Genomic DNA, 15179 nt, shown 5'->3' on the forward strand with positions numbered 1-15179 from the left:
AACCCTACGAGCGGTTTGCGCGAATCGCATACCATCTTGCGTATGACGCAAGACAGTGAAATCGACGCCCTCGTCCGCAAGCGGATCCGGGGCCTGCGCCTGGCCAAGGGCTGGTCGCTCGATGACCTGGCCGCCCGCTGCTACCTCAGCCCGTCCACCCTCAGCCGCATCGAGACCGGCCACCGCCGGATCAGCCTCGACCAGCTGAGCCCCATCGCCCGCGCCCTGGGCGCCACCCTCGATCAGCTGGTGGAGTCCGCCACCGACGAGGACGTGGTGATCAGGCCCCACCGCGACGAGACCCGGGGGGTGACCAGCTGGCTGCTGAGCCGCGAAGCCGGTCCGCACGGCACGACCGTGGCCAAGATGCGGCTCACCAAGCCGGCGCCCCCGCGGGAGACCGAGCCGCTGCGCGTCCATCCCGGCAAGGACTGGTTCACCGTGCTGTCGGGCACCGTCGAACTGCTGCTGGGCGACCGGAACATCCGGGTCGAGGCCGGCGAGGCGGCGGAGTTCTCCACGATGGTCCCGCACGCCTTCGGTGCGATCGGCGGGCCCGCCGAGATCCTGTGCATCCTCGACCACGACGGGCAGCGCACCCACCTGCACCCCTAGGGGGTGTCCCGTGCCCGCCCGCGCCGGCCCGCCAGCGCCACCGCCACGGCGGCCAAGGCCACCGCGCCGAGCACGATCAGCAGGTTCCGCCCGTACGGCAGCGGCAGCGCCGACGGGTTCGGCGGCGTTCCCGGTCGCAGCAGCAGGGGCAGGGTGACCAGTACGAGCACGCCCGCCGTCAGCAGGGCCCCCCGTACGACGCCCCGCGCGGGCACGGCCGCGACCGCGAGCCCGGCCGCCAGGACCAGCGGCGCGATGATCCCGTCGTGCAGGACGAGCGCGCCGCCCAGCCACACCATGACGTCGAGGGGGTCGGGCAGGACCGACAGCAGCCGGCCGCCGATCGCGATCAGCAGCAGCCCGCACCCGCCCAGGATCCAGCGCGTCCATCGCATGGCGTTCACAGCACCTCCAGCAGGGTGACCCATTTGGTCTGCAGGACGCCGGGGCGGTTCGGCGCGATGATGCGCGCCGGGTAGCCGTGGTCGACGGTCAGGACCTGCCCGTTCAGTTCCAGCGCGAGCAGGGTCAGCGGGTCCTCGGCGTAGTCGCGGCCCATCTCCATCACCCGGTACGAGCCCGACGTCTCCAGCGAAGTGACCCGCAGCCCGGCTCCGGGGCGGGCCCCCGCACGGGCCAGGAGGTCGCTGATCCGGACCCCGCTCCAGCTCGCCTCCACGCTCCATCCCTCCACGCACGCGATCGGCAGTCGCGACTGCGTCCTTGGCAGGGAGCGGAGTTGATCGAGCGTCAGGCTGTACGGGGTGGGCCCGCGCACCTCCAGCCGCCAGTCCCGTACCGCCCGGTCCGTGACCCCGGCGGCCGCGGCCGTCCGGTTGACCGGGAGCCCCTGCGGTCCGTGGTCGGGATGCCGGGGCGCGAGCAGGTCGAGGGCCTTGAGCGGGGTGAAGGCCTGGCCGACGGTGGTGAGGGTGACGGCGCCGACGGCCGCGCCGACGCCGAGCATCAGGGAGCGGCGGTCGGGGCCGTCCTGCGCGGGCAGTTCGAGCGTGCCGGGTGAGCGGCGGCTCCAATGCGCTTTGATCTCGGGGGCTTTGACGGCGATGTGCAGGAGCAGTGCGCCCGTCACCACCCAGGCCAGCGCGAAGTGCGTCTGGATGAAGCCGAAGGGCCAGGGGTACCACTCGGCGATGTTGATGAGACCGGTGAACACCTCCAGCACGGCGGAGGCCACGAGGACCGCCACCGAGAGCCGCTCCAGCGCGTGCAGGACTCCGCGCACCGGCGGCCACGCGAACAGCCGGGGGTAGACCGTCCACAGTTTCACCAGCAGCAGCACGATCGCGGCGAGCCCGCTCGCGATGTGCAGGCCCTGGCTGAACCGGTAGCCCCAGACCGGCCGGCCGGGCAGCAGATCGGCGGCCCAGCCGGGCGGGTGCTGGAGGTAGTGGCTGATCAGGCCGGTGGCGAAGCAGACGAGGAAGGCCACCCCGAGCCAGCGGCCGATGGAGGTGGCGGTGCGGGCGTCGTGGAGGCGGCCGGAGAAGGAGGGCGGCCGGACCGGTGGGAGCGAAGGCCGGCCGCGCACCTTGGCCGCGGCGGGCGGCTCGGCGGTGGGGCGTGGCCCGGGCGCGGGGCGTGGCTCTGGAGTGGCGGGCGGCTCGGGGGTGGGCGGTGTCATGCCCTCCATCAGAGCGCCGCCGGGCCCCGCGCGGGCGGTTCGACACCTTACGAAACGCGGACACCGGGCCCGGTCACACGCCTGGCGGCGGTCCGCGCTGCCAGGCTGATCCGTATGAACCGCCCCCGCGCGAACCACCATCGCGCCCGTGTCGCCCTCACCGTGCTGCTGCTCGCGTCACTGACCGCCGTGCTCGTGCCGGCCGTCCGGGACGAGGGCTACTTCTCCGACCCGGCCGGGCTCACCTGGTGGTACGCGGCCGCCTGGACCCTGTTCGCCGCGGCCGCCTGGTCGCTGCGCGGTGTGCCGGGCCGCCTCGTGGTCCCGCTCGTGCTGGCGGGTGCGGTGGCCGTCTGCGCCACGGGGCTGGCCGGGCCGCCGCTGACCAGCACCGACTCCTTCCGCTACGCCTGGGACGGGCGGGTGCAGGCCGCGGGGATCTCCCCGTACGACCACGCCCCGGCCGATCCGGCGCTCCGCGCGCTGCGCGACGACTGGCTCTTCCCCCGGGGCGGGGCCACCTGCGCCGGGCACCAGGACCGGGTGGCCATCGAGCCGGGGGTGTGCACCCGGATCAACCGGCCTTCCGTGCACACCATTTACCCGCCCGTCGCCGAGGGCTACTTCGGGCTCGTGCACGTCCTCTCGCCACCGGGCGTGCGTCACAAGGCCCTTCAGGTGGGCGGGGCCCTGCTGGCGCTCGCCGTCACCGGTGCGCTGCTGCTGATCCAGCGCCGCCGGGGCGCGCCGCTCCGTAACGTCGCGTACTGGGCCTGGTGTCCGGCGGTGGCGGTGGAGGCGGTGAACAACGCGCACGTGGACGTGCTCGCCGTACTGCTGTCGGTGGCGGCGCTGGGGGTGGTCGTGCGCCGACGGGCCCTCGGCGGGGCCCTGTTCGGGCTGGCGGTCGCGGCGAAGCTGCTGCCCGCCGTGCTGCTGCCGGGCGCGCTGGCCGGCGTACGGCGGTGGCGGGACGCCGCGGCGCTGCTGGTTCCGGCGGCCGCGGTGGTGGCGCTGACGTACCTGCCGTACGTGCTGGTCTCGCGCTCGTCGGTCTTCGGGTACCTGGGCGGCTACGCGCACGAGGAGGGGTACGAGGATCCCGGCGCGGGCGGCCGGTACGCGCTGCTGCGGCTCGTGCTCCCGGACGCCTGGGCGGTCCCGGCGGTGGCGGTCGGCATCCTGGCCGTGGTGGCGTACGTATGGCGGCGCGGCGATCCCCGGCAGCCCTGGAGCGGGGCCCTGCTGGTGACGGGCACGGCGTTCCTGCTGATGACTCCGGGGTACTCCTGGTACGCGCTGCTGCTCATCGCGCTGGTGGCGCTGGACGGGCGCGCGGAGTGGCTCGGGGTGGCGGTCGCGGGCGCGGCCGCGTACGTCTCGGTGCGTGCGCTCGGCGGGCAGACGATCCCGGTGGCGTACGGGCTGGCGGGCGCGGCGGTACTGGCGGGATGGGCGGTACGGCGGCGGGTCGAGCGGCGGCGGGCGGCGGCCCGGGAAGGGGAGGGGGTCCGCCCCGGGCCGCCGCCTGGATCGGCCGGAGCCGTCAGCCGATGTGGTACGAGTCCCCGTAAACCTTCCAGTCCAGCGGGGTGTTGAGGTTGAAGTTGCCCTTCTTGACCCACACCCGCTGCGCCGTGTCCACGCGGCTGGTGTCGCTGTGCGCCTCCTCCTGCTTCATCGCCCAGACGCGGGCGTCGAGGAAGGCGTTGAGCCAGGTGGTCTCGTTGCCGCCCTGGGACGGAGGCTTGGCCTTGGAGAGGGCGCGCTTGCGGATGTTGCGGAAGCTGGTGGAATCGGTTCCGTCGCCGTGCATGACGATGGCGTCGTAGTAGGTGAACTGTCCGAGCACGCCCACCCCGTCGGCCTTGCCCTGGCTGACGGCGGGGTTGAAGTAGACCCGGTCGCGCTCGTGGTCCTGGGCCTTCTTGAAGTCGGAGTCGACGGCCGCCTTCGCCCAGTCCTTGGTGAAGTTGGGGTCGAGGCCGGCGTGCGAGTCGCTGCCGTCGACCTTCTTCAGGGCGGGGAGGTACTTGGCGAGGACGTTGCCCGGCTTGATGTCCGTGTAGTACTGGACGAGCTCGAGCATGTCGTGCGTGCCGGAACAGAAGCCGATGATGCCGCCGGTGTAGCCGCGGCCGTCGCCTATGTCCTCGATGTACTTGTACTGGGCCTTCCAGTTGAGCGAGGAATTCTCCGCACTGGAGACGATTTGCATGGCGATGTCCTTCTTCACCGGATCGTCCAGTCCGACGGCGGCGGCCGCCGACACCCGCGCGGCCGGAGCCGCGGCGGGGGCGGCGGTCGCGTGGGCGGTGACGGGTACGGCGAGGAGTGCGGTGCCGAGCAGGGCACTGACGGCCAGTCGCTTGCGGTGGGGGGTGAACACGGTACCTCCATGAGGGAGTTGATGCTCCGGCGACCTTCGTTAGGAAACTTTACTACCAGAACTCGCGCCGACTCAACCCCCCGGAACCGGCCGTTCTGCGACCGTTCCGCAGCCGTCCCTCGACCGTTCCCCTGCCGTTCCGGGGTTGGAGCATTCACCAGTCCGGCGCCCGCGAAGGGCTCGAATTCCGTATCCGGCACCAATTCCCCGGGGCCGCCGTTCCTTGGTTGACTGGTCGCACACCACGGATTCCGGCCTGGCGCTTGCGGCTCTCTCGCCGGGGACCGTGTGTGAGGGGGAGTCCCCGCGCACCGATCAGCGGTGTTCGGCGCGCGGGCCCCTGGCATATGAGAGGCAAGACGAGGCATCCTTACGCATATGCGGTCCACTTCGGCCGCTGGAACCTCATATGCCGCAAGGGATGGAGTGGCCGATGGCCGTCCTCGTGATCGGAGAAGCGCCCACCGCTGCCATGGAGGCGGCCGGGCTGCGGATCCGCCCGTGCCGGCCCGGCGCCGATGACCCCCTCCCCGCCACCCTCACCGGCATCGACGCGCTGATCCTCTCCCCCACCGCCACCCCCGCCGCGCTCCCCCTCGTCGGCCCGGCGCTGGCCGCCGAGGTCCCCGTACTCGCGCTCGGGGAGGGCGCCCGGCTCCTCGCGGAGGCCGCGGGCTCCGGCGGTACCGGGTGCGGGGCCACCGACCCGCTGCTCGGCGGCGCGGCCGCGCCGCACGGATTCCGCGTCGGCGCCAGCGCGTGGGGGCTTCCGGTCCCGGACGAGGCCGACGTCGAGGTCCTGCGCCGGTTCGCCGAACTGGTCGCCGGACGGGCCGAAACCACCGCCACCCGGACCTTCTTCACACCCCGGGCGGCCGCCTGGGAGGAGCGCTTCGCCTACCAGACCCCCGCGTACGAGGCCGCCGTCGCCCGGATGCGGCTGCGGCCCGGGCAGAGCGCGCTCGATCTGGGCTGTGGCAGCGGCCGCGCCCTGCCCGCGCTACGGGCCCTGGTCGGAGCCGCCGGCACGGTGATCGGCGTCGACCTCACGCACGCCATGCTCACGGCGGCCGCCCGCGCGGGCCGCGGCGGGCCGGACGGGGGCCCGGCCGGGGGGCTGCTGCTGGCCGACTGCGCGCGGCTCCCGCTGCCCGCCGGCGCCGTGCACGGCATCTTCGCCGCCGGGCTCCTGGACCACCTGCCGCATCCGGGCACCGCGCTGCGCGAATGGGCCCGCGTCACCGCGCCCGGCGGGGAGCTGCTGCTCTTCCACCCTTCCGGCCGGGCGGAACGCGCCGCCCGCCACAGCCGCGCCGTCAGCCCCGACGACCCCCTGGCCGAGCCGAACCTCCGCCCGGCCCTCGAAGCGGCGGGCTGGCACCTGGCCACGTACGAGGACGCCGCCACCCACTTCCTGGCCCGCGCGGAGCGGTAGGGGGGCGGGACGGGGCGCGGCTCCGGCTCAGGCGGAGGCTCTGGCTCAGGCGGAGGCTCAGGCAGAGGCGGAAGCGCGCCCGGCCGCCACGCGGCTCTGCAACGCACGCTTGACGTCCGGCCATTCCGGGCGCGTGATGCTGTACACCGCGGTATCGCGGACCCAGCCGTCCCGCATGATCATGTGGTGCCGGAGCACGCCCTCGTGCGTGGCGCCCAGACCGGCGATCGCGGCCCGCGACTTGGCGTTGCGCACGTCCGTCATCAGCTCGACCCGGTTCATCTCCATCGCCTCGAAGGCGTGGGTCAGCATCAGCAGCTTCGCCTCGGTGTTCGCACCCGTGCGCTGCCGGGACTCCGCGAGGAAGGTCCAGCCGATCTCCAGCCGCCGGTACTTCGTGTTGATCACCATCAGCCGGGTCGAGCCGAGGACCCGTCCCGTCTCCGCGTCCACCGTGGCGTACGGGATCTGCGTGCCCTCCGCGCGCGCCGCCATCGCGTCCTCGATGAACCCCCGCACCTCGTCCGGGTGCGGGACGATCGTCACCGGGATCTCCCAGAGGCTGCCGTCACGGACCGCCTCGCACAGCCCGTCGTGGTGCCGGAGCTCCAGCGGCTCCATCCGTACCCGCTGTCCGGCCAACACCGCGCTCGCCACTGCCTGCTGATCCATGTCCCCGCCCACCTGCCCGTTCCCCACGTTCCGCGCTTTCCCCGTGTGTTCGCCTGCTCGGGTGGACCCTACCCGGCGGCGGGAATCGGCTCCCGGGATGTTCACTGGTCGGGACTCCCGCACGGCGGCGCACCCTTCGCTCAGAGCCAGCCGTTGCGCCGGAAGCCCCGGTGGATGACGAAGCAGGCGACGGCCATCACGCCGAGCACGACCGGGTACCCGTAAGTCCAGTGCAGTTCGGGCATGTTGTCGAAGTTCATGCCGTAGACCCCGCACACCATCGTCGGGACGGCGACGATGGCCGCCCAGGCGGTGATCTTGCGCATGTCCTCGTTCTGGGCGACGGTCACCTGCGCCAGGTGTGCCTGGAGGATGGAGTCGAGGAGGGCGTCGTAGGCGCTGATCTGGTCGGTGGCGCGGGTCAAGTGGTCGGCGACGTCGCGGAAGTACGTGCGCATCTCCGGCGGGATGACCGGTATCGGCTGCGTGCTCAGCTGCTGGAGCGGGCGGCTCAACGGGGCCACCGCGCGGCGCAGTTCCAGGAGTTCGCGCTTGAGCTGGTAGATCCGGCCCGCGTCGCCGCGGCCGTCGTACTCGCTGAACACCATGGTCTCGACGGCTTCTATGTCGTTCTGCACCGCGTCCGTGACGGCCACGTACTCGTCGACCACGTGGTCGGCCATCGCGTGCAGGACGGCGACCGGCCCCTTGGCCAGCTGGTCGGGGGCGGCCTCCAGCTCCTCGCGGACCGGCCCGAGGGTGCCGCGGCCGCCGTGCCGGATGGTGATGACGAAGTCCTGGCCGGCGAAGGCCATGAGCTCGCCGGTCTCCACGACCTCGCTCGTCGCGGTGAGTTCCTCGTGCTCCACGTAGCTCACGGTCTTGAAGACGGCGAAGAGCGTGTCGTCGTAGCGCTCGATCTTGGGGCGCTGGTGCGCGTGGACCGCGTCCTCGACGGCGAGCGGGTGCAAGCCGAACAGCTCGGCGAGGCCTGCGAGTTCGGTCTGCGACGGCTCGTGCAGGCCGATCCAGACGAACCCCTCGCCCGTCTTGCGGACCCGGCGCAGCGCCTCGCCGGCGTCGGCGGTGCCGTCCTGGCGCTCACCGTTCCGGTAGACGATGCAGTTGACCACGGCGCTGCCGAGCGGGGAGCGGGCCGGGTGGCTGAGGTCGACGGCGCGGCGGTAGCCGCGGCGCACGACCCGGCGCAGGTTGCTGAACATGGACAACGTGGTACTCCCCTTCGGCGGATCGCCGCCCAGTCTGCCACCGGCTCCGCCGTGCCCCGCGCCCGGGCACCTGCGGAGACTTTCGTGCGGCCTTCGGGCGCGGCCCCTATGCTGCCGCGGTGACCACACCCCCCGGCAGACGGCCCGGGCGACGGCCCGCGCGCCTTCGCCTCTCCACCCTGACGAGTCTCCTGCTGATGGCCCTGATCGTCGTACCCAGCTGCGGATTCCTCGGGTGGAAGTACTGGCAGCTGGAGCACCCGGGCGATTTCACCGCCGACCCCCGCCCGTGCGAACTGCTGTCCCCGCAGACCGTGCACCGGCTGACGCCCACCTCGTACGGCGGTCGTCTCGAAAGCGGTTCGTGCAGCTGGGCCGCGCCGCGCGCGGAGGGCCCGAACCGGTCCGGGATCTTCCTCCGGCCCTCCCGGGTCACCGAGAGCCTCGCCGTCAAGAACCTGCGCGAGGAGCGCGACGACCTGCTGGGCTGGGAGGAGACCACCCCGGCGGTGGTCACGGGCGTGGGCGACGAGGCGTTCATCCGCTTCCGTACGCCCGATCCCGCGCGCCCGGCGACCGCGCAGGTCTGCTTCCGCCTGAGCAACCTGGTGGTCACCCTGACCTACACCCGCGCCGACTCCGACCGCGAGGCCGCCCGCGCCGGAGCCGTCGACGCGGCGCGCGAGGCCGCCGAGCGGCTCAGGGCCTCCGTACGCTGAGCCGCCTCGACAGGGCGGCCCGGGAAACCTCCCTCAGGCGCGGTCGATGAACACGCTGGTCGACTTCACCCGCGCCGTCGCCCGCGCCCCGACCTCCAGCCCGAGCTCTTCCACCGCTTCGCGCGTCAGCAGCGACACGATGCGGTGCGGGCCGGCCTGGATCTCCACCTGTGCGTCGACCGTGCCGAGCTTCACCCCGGTCACGATGCCGGGGAAGGCGTTGCGCGCCGAGGTGTACGGGGCCTCGTCGCCGTCGGCCCCCTCCTGCGCGGCCTCCACGCAGAACGCGGCCAGGTCCGGCCCGTCCACCATGCGCCGCGTGCCCTCGCGGCGCGTCGGGAAGCGCTCCGCGTCCGCCCACCGCCGGGCCGTGTCAACGCTGACGCCGAGCAGCCGGGCCGCCTGGCCGATCGTGTAGGACTCCATACCGGCAGCCTATGCCCTGCCCTCGGGGTTATCGCAGGCCAAGGGCCCGAGGTCGTGTCGTCCGAGCCGGCCGGGACAACCGGTCAGGAATGGAGAAGCCATCCCCGGCCCGCCGCCCGTAGCGTCGGATGCATGGAAATCAACCTCTCGCAGTGCTTCATCGCCGTCGACGACCACGACAAGGCGCTCGGCTTCTACCGTGACGCCCTCGGCCTGGAGGTGCTCAAGGACATCGGGTACGGGGGGATGCGCTGGGTGACCGTGGGCTCCCCCGCACAGCCGGGCGTGGAGATCGTCCTCGAACCGCCGCTCGCCGACCCCAACGCCTCGGCCGCCGACCGGGAGGCCATGGCGGAACTCCTGGCCAAGGGCCTCCTGCGCGGCGTGATCTTCTCGACCGACGACGTCGACGCCACCTTCGAGCACATCCGCGCCACCGGCGCCGAGGTGCTCCAGGAGCCGGTCGACCAGCCGTACGGAGTCCGCGACTGCGCCTTCCGCGACCCGGCCGGCAACATGATCCGCTTCAGCCGGCCCCGCGGGCAGTGAGCAGGGCAACGAGCTCCGCTCCCGCGAACTGACAGACCACGACCGCCGGTTGGCCCGACACCTCGCCCTCACACACCAGCGGGACGGTGTCGGTCGTACGGGCGTTGCGCCGCCCCGGCCGACACCGTCTATCGGGTAAACAGAGGAATGCTGCCGCGCACGCGGCCCCGTCGAGCTGATGGAGAAACGATGAGCAAGGCCAAGAAGACAGACAGTCAGACGGACAGCCGGTCGGACAGCCACGGTCTGATCCGCGTGCACGGTGCACGCGTGAACAACCTCAAGGACATCAGCGTCGAGATCCCGAAGCGCCGGCTGACGGTGTTCACCGGGGTCTCCGGCTCGGGCAAGAGCTCGCTGGTCTTCGGCACGATCGCCGCGGAGTCGCAGCGGCTGATCAACGAGACCTACAGCGCCTTCGTGCAGGGGTTCATGCCCACGCTCGCGCGGCCCGAGGTCGACGTACTCGAAGGGCTCACCACCGCGATCTCCGTCGATCAGCAGCGGATGGGCGGCGACCCCCGTTCCACGGTCGGCACCGCCACCGACGCCAACGCGATGCTGCGCATCCTCTTCAGCCGGCTCGGGAAGCCGCACATCGGCTCGCCCCAGGCGTTCTCCTTCAACGTCGCCTCGGTCCAGGCGAGCGGTGCGTTCAAGGTCGACCGCGGCACCGACAAGACGAAGACCGTCAAGCGGACCTTCAGTCGCACCGGCGGCATGTGTACGCGCTGCGAGGGCCGGGGCTCGGTCTCCGACATCGACCTCACGCAGCTCTACGACGACTCCAAGTCGCTCGCCGAGGGTGCGTTCACCATCCCGGGCTGGAAGTCCGACAGCTTCTTCACCGTGCGGGTCTACGCCGAGTCGGGCCTCCTCGATCCGAACAAGCCGATCAGCAAGTACACCAAGAGGGAGATGCAGGACTTCCTGTACCGGGAGCCGACCAAGGTGAAGGTCGACGGGGTGAACCTCACCTTCGAGGGGCTGATCCCCAAGATCCAGAAGTCCTTCCTCTCCAAGGACAAGGAGGCGATGCAGCCGCACATCCGGGCGTTCGTGGAGCGGGCGGTCACCTTCACCACCTGCCCCGACTGCGACGGCACCCGGCTGAGCGAGGGGGCCCGGTCCTCGAAGATCAAGAAGATCAGCATCGCCGACGCCTGCGCGATGCAGATCAGCGACCTGGCCGCATGGGTACGGGGCCTCGACGAGCCTTCGGTCGCACCGCTGCTCGACGCGCTGCGCCGGACCCTCGACTCGTTCGTGGAGATCGGCCTCGGCTACCTCTCGCTCGACCGGGCGTCGGGCACGCTCTCGGGCGGCGAGTCCCAGCGCGTCAAGATGATCCGCCACCTCGGCTCCTCGCTCACCGACGTGACCTACGTCTTCGACGAACCCACCATCGGGCTGCACCCCCATGACATCCAGCGGATGAACGGCCTGCTGCTGAGGCTGCGGGACAAGGGCAACACGGTGCTCGTGGTGGAGCACAAGCCGGAGACGATCGTCATCGCCGACCACGTGGTCGACCTCGGCCCGGGCGCCGGCTCGGCCGGCGGCACCGTCTGCTTCGAGGGCACCGTGGAAGGGCTGCGGACCGGCGGCACCGTCACCGGCCGCCACTTCGACGACCGGGCCGCCGTCAAGGAGTCGGTCCGCAAGCCCACCGGCACGCTGGAGATCCGCGGCGCCACGGCGCACAACCTCCAGAACATCGACGTGGACATCCCGCTCGGTGTCCTCGCCGTGGTCACGGGCGTCGCCGGCTCCGGCAAGAGCTCGCTCGTGCACGGCTCGTTGCCCAGCCGGTCGGGGGCGCCCGGCGCGGAAGTGATCTCGGTGGACCAGGGCGCGATCCGCGGTTCGCGGCGGAGCAACCCGGCCACGTACACGGGACTGCTCGACCCGATCCGCAAGGCGTTCGCCAAGGCCAACGGGGTCAAGCCGGCCCTGTTCAGCGCCAACTCCGAGGGCGCCTGCCCCAACTGCAACGGCATCGGGGTCGTCTACACCGACCTGGCGATGATGGCCGGCGTGGCCACCCCCTGCGAGGAGTGCGAGGGCAAGCGCTTCGACGCCTCGGTCCTGCACCACCACCTCGGCGGCCGCGACATCAGCGAGGTACTGGCGATGTCGGTGGCCGAGGCCGAGGAGTTCTTCGGCGCGGGAGAGGCGGCGACCCCGGCTGCACACCGCATCCTCGTCCGGCTCGTCGACGTGGGACTCGGATACCTCACCCTCGGCCAGCCGCTCACCACGCTGTCCGGCGGCGAGCGGCAGCGGCTCAAGCTGGCCACGCACATGTCCGAGAAGGGCGGGGTGTACGTCCTCGACGAGCCGACCGCAGGCCTCCACCTCGCCGACGTCGAGCAACTGCTCGGCCTGCTCGACCGGCTCGTCGACTCCGGGAAGTCGGTCATCGTCGTCGAACACCACCAGGCGGTGATGGCGCACGCCGACTGGATCATCGACCTCGGCCCCGGCGCCGGGCACGACGGCGGCCGGATCGTCTTCGAAGGCACCCCGGCCGACCTCGTCGCCGCCCGCTCCACCCTCACCGGCGAGCACCTGGCCGCCTACGTGGGCGCCTGAGGCGCGGCGGATCGGGGCACTTCGCCAGGCCTGAGCTCTACAGGAATCCAGGAGACGGCCTAACGAAGTGCCCCCGCCGCCGCCCGCGCGATCACCGAAGCCACCGTCGACAGCGCGGGCGAATCGAGCTTCCACTGCTGCCAGTGCAGCGGTACGTCGAGGTGGCGCCCCGGCGCGATGACCACCAGCCGCCCCTCCTCCACCAACGGCCCCGCCTGCGCCTCCGGCACCATCGCCCAGCCCAGCCCGGCGACCGCCGCGTCGCAGAACCCCTCGGACGTCGGCACGTAGTGCCGGACCTCCGAGGCCCCGGCCCCCTCGTCCCCCGTCAGCATCCGCACGAAGCGGTCCTGGATCAGGTCCCGCCGGTCGAAGACGACCACCGGGGCCACCCGCAGGTCCCGGTCCACCCGCCCCTTCAGATGCCGGGCCGCGAACTCCGGGCTGGCCACCGGCAGGTACCGCGCGAGCCCCAGCCTGCGCACCGTGCACCCCGCCACCGCCTCCGGCTGCGAGGTCACCGCCGCCATCACGCGACCGTCCCGTAGCAGCGCGGTCGCGTGCCCCTCGTCCTCGCGGTGCAGCTCGAAGCAGACGGGCGGATCCTGCGGCACCCGGGTCAGCGCGGGCAGGAACCACGTGGCCAGCGAGTCCGCGTTGACCGCGATCGGCAGCCGCACCGGCCCCAGGCCCCGCGCCATTCCGAGCTCGGCCCGCGCGTCCCGCTCCAGCCGGGCCAACTGCCGCGCGAAGCGGACGACGACCTCCCCGGACTCGGTCGCGCGTACCGGTTTGGTCCGCATCAGCAGCACCCGCCCGGTCCGCTGCTCCAGCGCCTTGACGCGCTGGCTGACGGCGGACGGGGTCACGTGCAGGGCGGCGGCCGCCGCGTCGAAGGTGCCCTCGTCGATGACCGCGAGCAGCGTCCGCACCTGGTCCACAGGCAGCTCATCCATCACAGCGGCTAATGCTACGTAAGAATCATTAGCTGTACTACGCACGCCACACCCGCCTACGGTCGAAGACATGACACACGGCATCATCCCGGCGGGCCTGGCCGGCTTCGGAACCGGACTTTCCCTCATCGTCGCCATCGGCGCCCAGAACGCCTTCGTCCTGCGCCAGGGCGTACGCCGCCACTCGGTCCTCGCCGTGGTCGCCATCTGCGCCCTCTCCGACGCGGCCCTCATCGCCCTCGGCGTGACCGGCGTCGGCGCCTTCGTCACCGCCTGGCCGCCCGCGCTCACCCTGGTCGGACTCGTCGGCGGGGCCTTCCTGATCTCCTACGGGGTCCTCGCCGCCCGCCGGATGCTGCGCCCCACCCCCGGCGCGGCCCTCAATTCCGAGGGAGTCGGCTCCGGTTCCGGCCCCGCGGCCGCCCCCGGTTCCGGCACCACCCGGGCCGCCGTGCTGACCTGCCTGGCCATGACCTGGCTCAACCCCCACGTCTACCTCGACACCGTGCTGCTGCTCGGTTCCCTCGCCGCCGACCGGGGCGACCTTCGCTGGGCGTTCGGCATCGGGGCTGGTCTGGCGAGCCTGGTCTGGTTCGGCGCCCTCGGCTACGGTGCCCGGCTGCTCAGCGGCCTGTTCGCGCGGCCCTCGGCCTGGCGGGTCCTCGACGGGCTCGTGGCGGCGACCATGGTCACGATGGGCGGCCTGCTCCTCGCCCGGGCCTGAAGCCCACGCCACCTCCGCCGTCGCGGCGGCCGCGGCGGGCCCGCTCCCCCGGGCAGCGTCGGCGCCGGCTTCCGTCTGGAACAGAATTGGCATGCCCAACAGAGCCGATCCCGCGCGCCCCCGCGCCACCCGCACCTCCAGGAGCCCCCGTGCCGGAAGAGCCCTCCTACCCCGACTCGGTCCGCGCCTACTACGCCGCCCAGTCCGCTCCCCTCATGGCCGCCACCGGGATCGTGCTGGACACGCGCGGCCGGGTCCTCGTACTGACCACGTCGTACAAGACGGAACTCGAACTCCCCGGCGGGGGCGTCGAGGACACCGAGACCCCCGAGGAAGGGCTGGCCCGCGAGCTGAAGGAGGAACTGGACCTGAGCGTGCCCGTCGGCCGGCTGCTCGCCGTGGACTCCCGCCCGCCGGGGCCCCTCGGACGCTCCCTCGTCGTCCACGCCCACCTCGTCGGGCCGCTGACGCACGAGGAGGCCTCCGCGATCTCCTTCCCGGACGGCGAGGTCACCGAGGCCCGCTGGCTCACCCCGGACGAGGCCTACGAGGCCCTGCCCGCCCGGATCGCGCCCCGGCTCCGCGCCGGCCTGGCCGCCCTGCACACGGGCTCCCTCGCCCACCTGATCAACGGTGTCCCCCAGCCCGGATCCCCGGCCGGACTGGATCCGGAGCGCCGGGCGGCCCTGGAGCACGCGGGAGCCTTCGACACCGCCGGCCACCGGGCCGCCCGCCCCAAGGCCCTCACGGCGGCGAGCGTGCTGTTCACCGACACCGCGGGCGCTGTGCTCCTGGTCCAGCCCGCGTACGGGAATCCGGACCACTGGCACCTCCCCGGCGGCGGCATCGACAGCGACCTCGGCGAGATCCCGCGGGCCGCCGCGGGCCGCGAGGTCCGCGAGGAACTCGGCCTGGACATCCCGCCGGGCCGGCTGCTGGCCGTCAACTGGTCCCACCGGTCCGGCTATCCGGCCCGCATCCGCTTCCTCTACGACGGCGGTATCCTCAACGCCCGCACCCTGGCGCGTATCCGGCTGCCCACATCGGAGCTCCTCCAGTGGCGCACGGTCCCCCGGTCCGATCTCCGCTCCTTCGTGAAGCCGTCCCTGCGCCGCCAGATCAAGGCCTGCCTCAAGGCCCGCACCACGGCCACCGGCCCCCTGGAACTCCACGGGGGCCGCCCGGTCTAGAACCCGGGGCTCGTCTACAGTTTTGTAGACGATATAGT

Annotated in this window: 15 protein-coding genes; 8 read left to right on the plus strand and 7 right to left on the minus strand. The window is 72.5% G+C overall.

What is annotated here, in order from left to right; all coding sequences use genetic code 11:
* Positions 1–42 precede the first annotated feature (42 nt).
* Positions 43–615, plus strand: a complete 573-nt coding sequence (locus tag ACFXDJ_RS02340) for an XRE family transcriptional regulator (RefSeq protein WP_384649284.1) — start codon at positions 43–45, stop codon at positions 613–615.
* Here ACFXDJ_RS02340 and ACFXDJ_RS02345 read toward each other — a convergent pair.
* Together ACFXDJ_RS02345 and ACFXDJ_RS02350 are read right to left on the minus strand one after the other, a co-directional pair.
* Positions 612–1010 (minus strand): hypothetical protein, encoded by a 399-nt coding sequence (locus tag ACFXDJ_RS02345; protein ID WP_384649296.1) that lies wholly within the window; start codon positions 1008–1010, stop codon positions 612–614. The two genes, ACFXDJ_RS02340 and ACFXDJ_RS02345, sit on opposite strands and share 4 nt — an antisense overlap.
* 5 nt (positions 1011–1015) lie before the next feature.
* Positions 1016–2257, minus strand: coding sequence for a molybdopterin-dependent oxidoreductase (locus tag ACFXDJ_RS02350; RefSeq protein WP_384649282.1), 1242 nt, complete (start codon positions 2255–2257; stop codon positions 1016–1018).
* A gap of 114 nt (positions 2258–2371) precedes the next feature.
* Here ACFXDJ_RS02350 and ACFXDJ_RS02355 point away from each other — a divergent pair, with 114 nt between their 5' ends.
* Positions 2372–3856, plus strand: coding sequence for a glycosyltransferase family 87 protein (locus ACFXDJ_RS02355; protein WP_384649280.1), 1485 nt, complete (start codon positions 2372–2374; stop codon positions 3854–3856).
* Here the strand turns inward: ACFXDJ_RS02355 and ACFXDJ_RS02360 are convergent.
* Positions 3804–4646 carry a chitosanase gene (locus tag ACFXDJ_RS02360; protein WP_384649278.1) on the minus strand — a complete coding sequence of 281 codons (843 nt, stop codon included), beginning with the start codon at positions 4644–4646 and terminating at the stop codon, positions 3804–3806. The two genes, ACFXDJ_RS02355 and ACFXDJ_RS02360, sit on opposite strands and share 53 nt — an antisense overlap.
* A gap of 433 nt (positions 4647–5079) precedes the next feature.
* Here ACFXDJ_RS02360 and ACFXDJ_RS02365 point away from each other — a divergent pair, with 433 nt between their 5' ends.
* Complete coding sequence (locus ACFXDJ_RS02365) at positions 5080–6081, plus strand: class I SAM-dependent methyltransferase (protein ID WP_384649276.1); 1002 nt, start codon at positions 5080–5082, stop codon at positions 6079–6081.
* Positions 6082–6138: 57 nt separating this feature from the next.
* On the opposite strand, the gene ACFXDJ_RS02370 is transcribed toward ACFXDJ_RS02365, so the two are convergent.
* Complete coding sequence (locus ACFXDJ_RS02370; protein WP_384649274.1) at positions 6139–6753, minus strand: GNAT family N-acetyltransferase; 615 nt, start codon at positions 6751–6753, stop codon at positions 6139–6141.
* A gap of 140 nt (positions 6754–6893) precedes the next feature.
* Positions 6894–7976, minus strand: a complete 1083-nt coding sequence (gene corA, locus ACFXDJ_RS02375) for a magnesium/cobalt transporter CorA (RefSeq protein ID WP_384649273.1) — start codon at positions 7974–7976, stop codon at positions 6894–6896.
* Positions 7977–8101: 125 nt separating this feature from the next.
* On the opposite strand from corA, the gene ACFXDJ_RS02380 reads away from it, so the two are divergent.
* Positions 8102–8701, plus strand: coding sequence for a hypothetical protein (locus tag ACFXDJ_RS02380; RefSeq protein ID WP_384649271.1), 600 nt, complete (start codon positions 8102–8104; stop codon positions 8699–8701).
* Between the two features lie 33 nt (positions 8702–8734).
* Here the strand turns inward: ACFXDJ_RS02380 and ACFXDJ_RS02385 are convergent, their stop codons facing one another.
* Positions 8735–9127, minus strand: coding sequence for a molybdopterin-binding protein (locus tag ACFXDJ_RS02385; protein WP_384649269.1), 393 nt, complete (start codon positions 9125–9127; stop codon positions 8735–8737).
* Between the two features lie 132 nt (positions 9128–9259).
* On the opposite strand from ACFXDJ_RS02385, the gene ACFXDJ_RS02390 reads away from it, so the two are divergent.
* Together ACFXDJ_RS02390 and ACFXDJ_RS02395 are read left to right on the plus strand one after the other, a co-directional pair.
* Entirely contained in the window at positions 9260–9676 is a 417-nt protein-coding gene (locus ACFXDJ_RS02390; protein ID WP_384649267.1) for a VOC family protein, read from the plus strand.
* 189 nt (positions 9677–9865) lie between these two features.
* Positions 9866–12271: an ATP-binding cassette domain-containing protein gene (locus tag ACFXDJ_RS02395; RefSeq protein WP_384649265.1), complete on the plus strand. Its 2406-nt coding sequence runs from the start codon at positions 9866–9868 to the stop codon at positions 12269–12271.
* 59 nt (positions 12272–12330) lie between these two features.
* Here the strand turns inward: ACFXDJ_RS02395 and ACFXDJ_RS02400 are convergent, their stop codons facing one another.
* Complete coding sequence (locus ACFXDJ_RS02400; protein ID WP_384649263.1) at positions 12331–13227, minus strand: LysR family transcriptional regulator ArgP; 897 nt, start codon at positions 13225–13227, stop codon at positions 12331–12333.
* 70 nt (positions 13228–13297) lie between these two features.
* Here ACFXDJ_RS02400 and ACFXDJ_RS02405 point away from each other — a divergent pair, with 70 nt between their 5' ends.
* Together ACFXDJ_RS02405 and ACFXDJ_RS02410 are read left to right on the plus strand one after the other, a co-directional pair.
* Entirely contained in the window at positions 13298–13951 is a 654-nt protein-coding gene (locus ACFXDJ_RS02405) for a LysE/ArgO family amino acid transporter (protein WP_384649261.1), read from the plus strand.
* 149 nt (positions 13952–14100) lie between these two features.
* Complete coding sequence (locus tag ACFXDJ_RS02410; RefSeq protein WP_384649259.1) at positions 14101–15141, plus strand: NUDIX domain-containing protein; 1041 nt, start codon at positions 14101–14103, stop codon at positions 15139–15141.
* Positions 15142–15179: the final 38 nt, after the last annotated feature.

Origin of the sequence: Streptomyces sp. NPDC059443 (assembly GCF_042750105.1) — a bacterium.
Classification (GTDB): Bacteria; Actinomycetota; Actinomycetes; order Streptomycetales; family Streptomycetaceae; genus Streptomyces.

Excerpts from the sequence above, each read along its gene's own strand:
- ACFXDJ_RS02395 (WP_384649265.1), top strand. The coding sequence starts at position 9,866 with ATGAGCAAGGCCAAGAAGACAGACAGTCAGACGGACAGCCGGTCGGAC.
- ACFXDJ_RS02350 (WP_384649282.1), bottom strand. The coding sequence starts at position 2,257 with ATGACACCGCCCACCCCCGAGCCGCCCGCCACTCCAGAGCCACGCCCC.
- ACFXDJ_RS02365 (WP_384649276.1), top strand. The coding sequence starts at position 5,080 with ATGGCCGTCCTCGTGATCGGAGAAGCGCCCACCGCTGCCATGGAGGCG.
- corA (WP_384649273.1), bottom strand. The coding sequence starts at position 7,976 with ATGTTCAGCAACCTGCGCCGGGTCGTGCGCCGCGGCTACCGCCGCGCC.
- ACFXDJ_RS02370 (WP_384649274.1), bottom strand. The coding sequence starts at position 6,753 with ATGGATCAGCAGGCAGTGGCGAGCGCGGTGTTGGCCGGACAGCGGGTA.
- ACFXDJ_RS02340 (WP_384649284.1), top strand. The coding sequence starts at position 43 with ATGACGCAAGACAGTGAAATCGACGCCCTCGTCCGCAAGCGGATCCGG.
- ACFXDJ_RS02390 (WP_384649267.1), top strand. The coding sequence starts at position 9,260 with ATGGAAATCAACCTCTCGCAGTGCTTCATCGCCGTCGACGACCACGAC.
- ACFXDJ_RS02345 (WP_384649296.1), bottom strand. The coding sequence starts at position 1,010 with ATGCGATGGACGCGCTGGATCCTGGGCGGGTGCGGGCTGCTGCTGATC.
- ACFXDJ_RS02385 (WP_384649269.1), bottom strand. The coding sequence starts at position 9,127 with ATGGAGTCCTACACGATCGGCCAGGCGGCCCGGCTGCTCGGCGTCAGC.
- ACFXDJ_RS02400 (WP_384649263.1), bottom strand. The coding sequence starts at position 13,227 with ATGGATGAGCTGCCTGTGGACCAGGTGCGGACGCTGCTCGCGGTCATC.
- ACFXDJ_RS02405 (WP_384649261.1), top strand. The coding sequence starts at position 13,298 with ATGACACACGGCATCATCCCGGCGGGCCTGGCCGGCTTCGGAACCGGA.
- ACFXDJ_RS02355 (WP_384649280.1), top strand. The coding sequence starts at position 2,372 with ATGAACCGCCCCCGCGCGAACCACCATCGCGCCCGTGTCGCCCTCACC.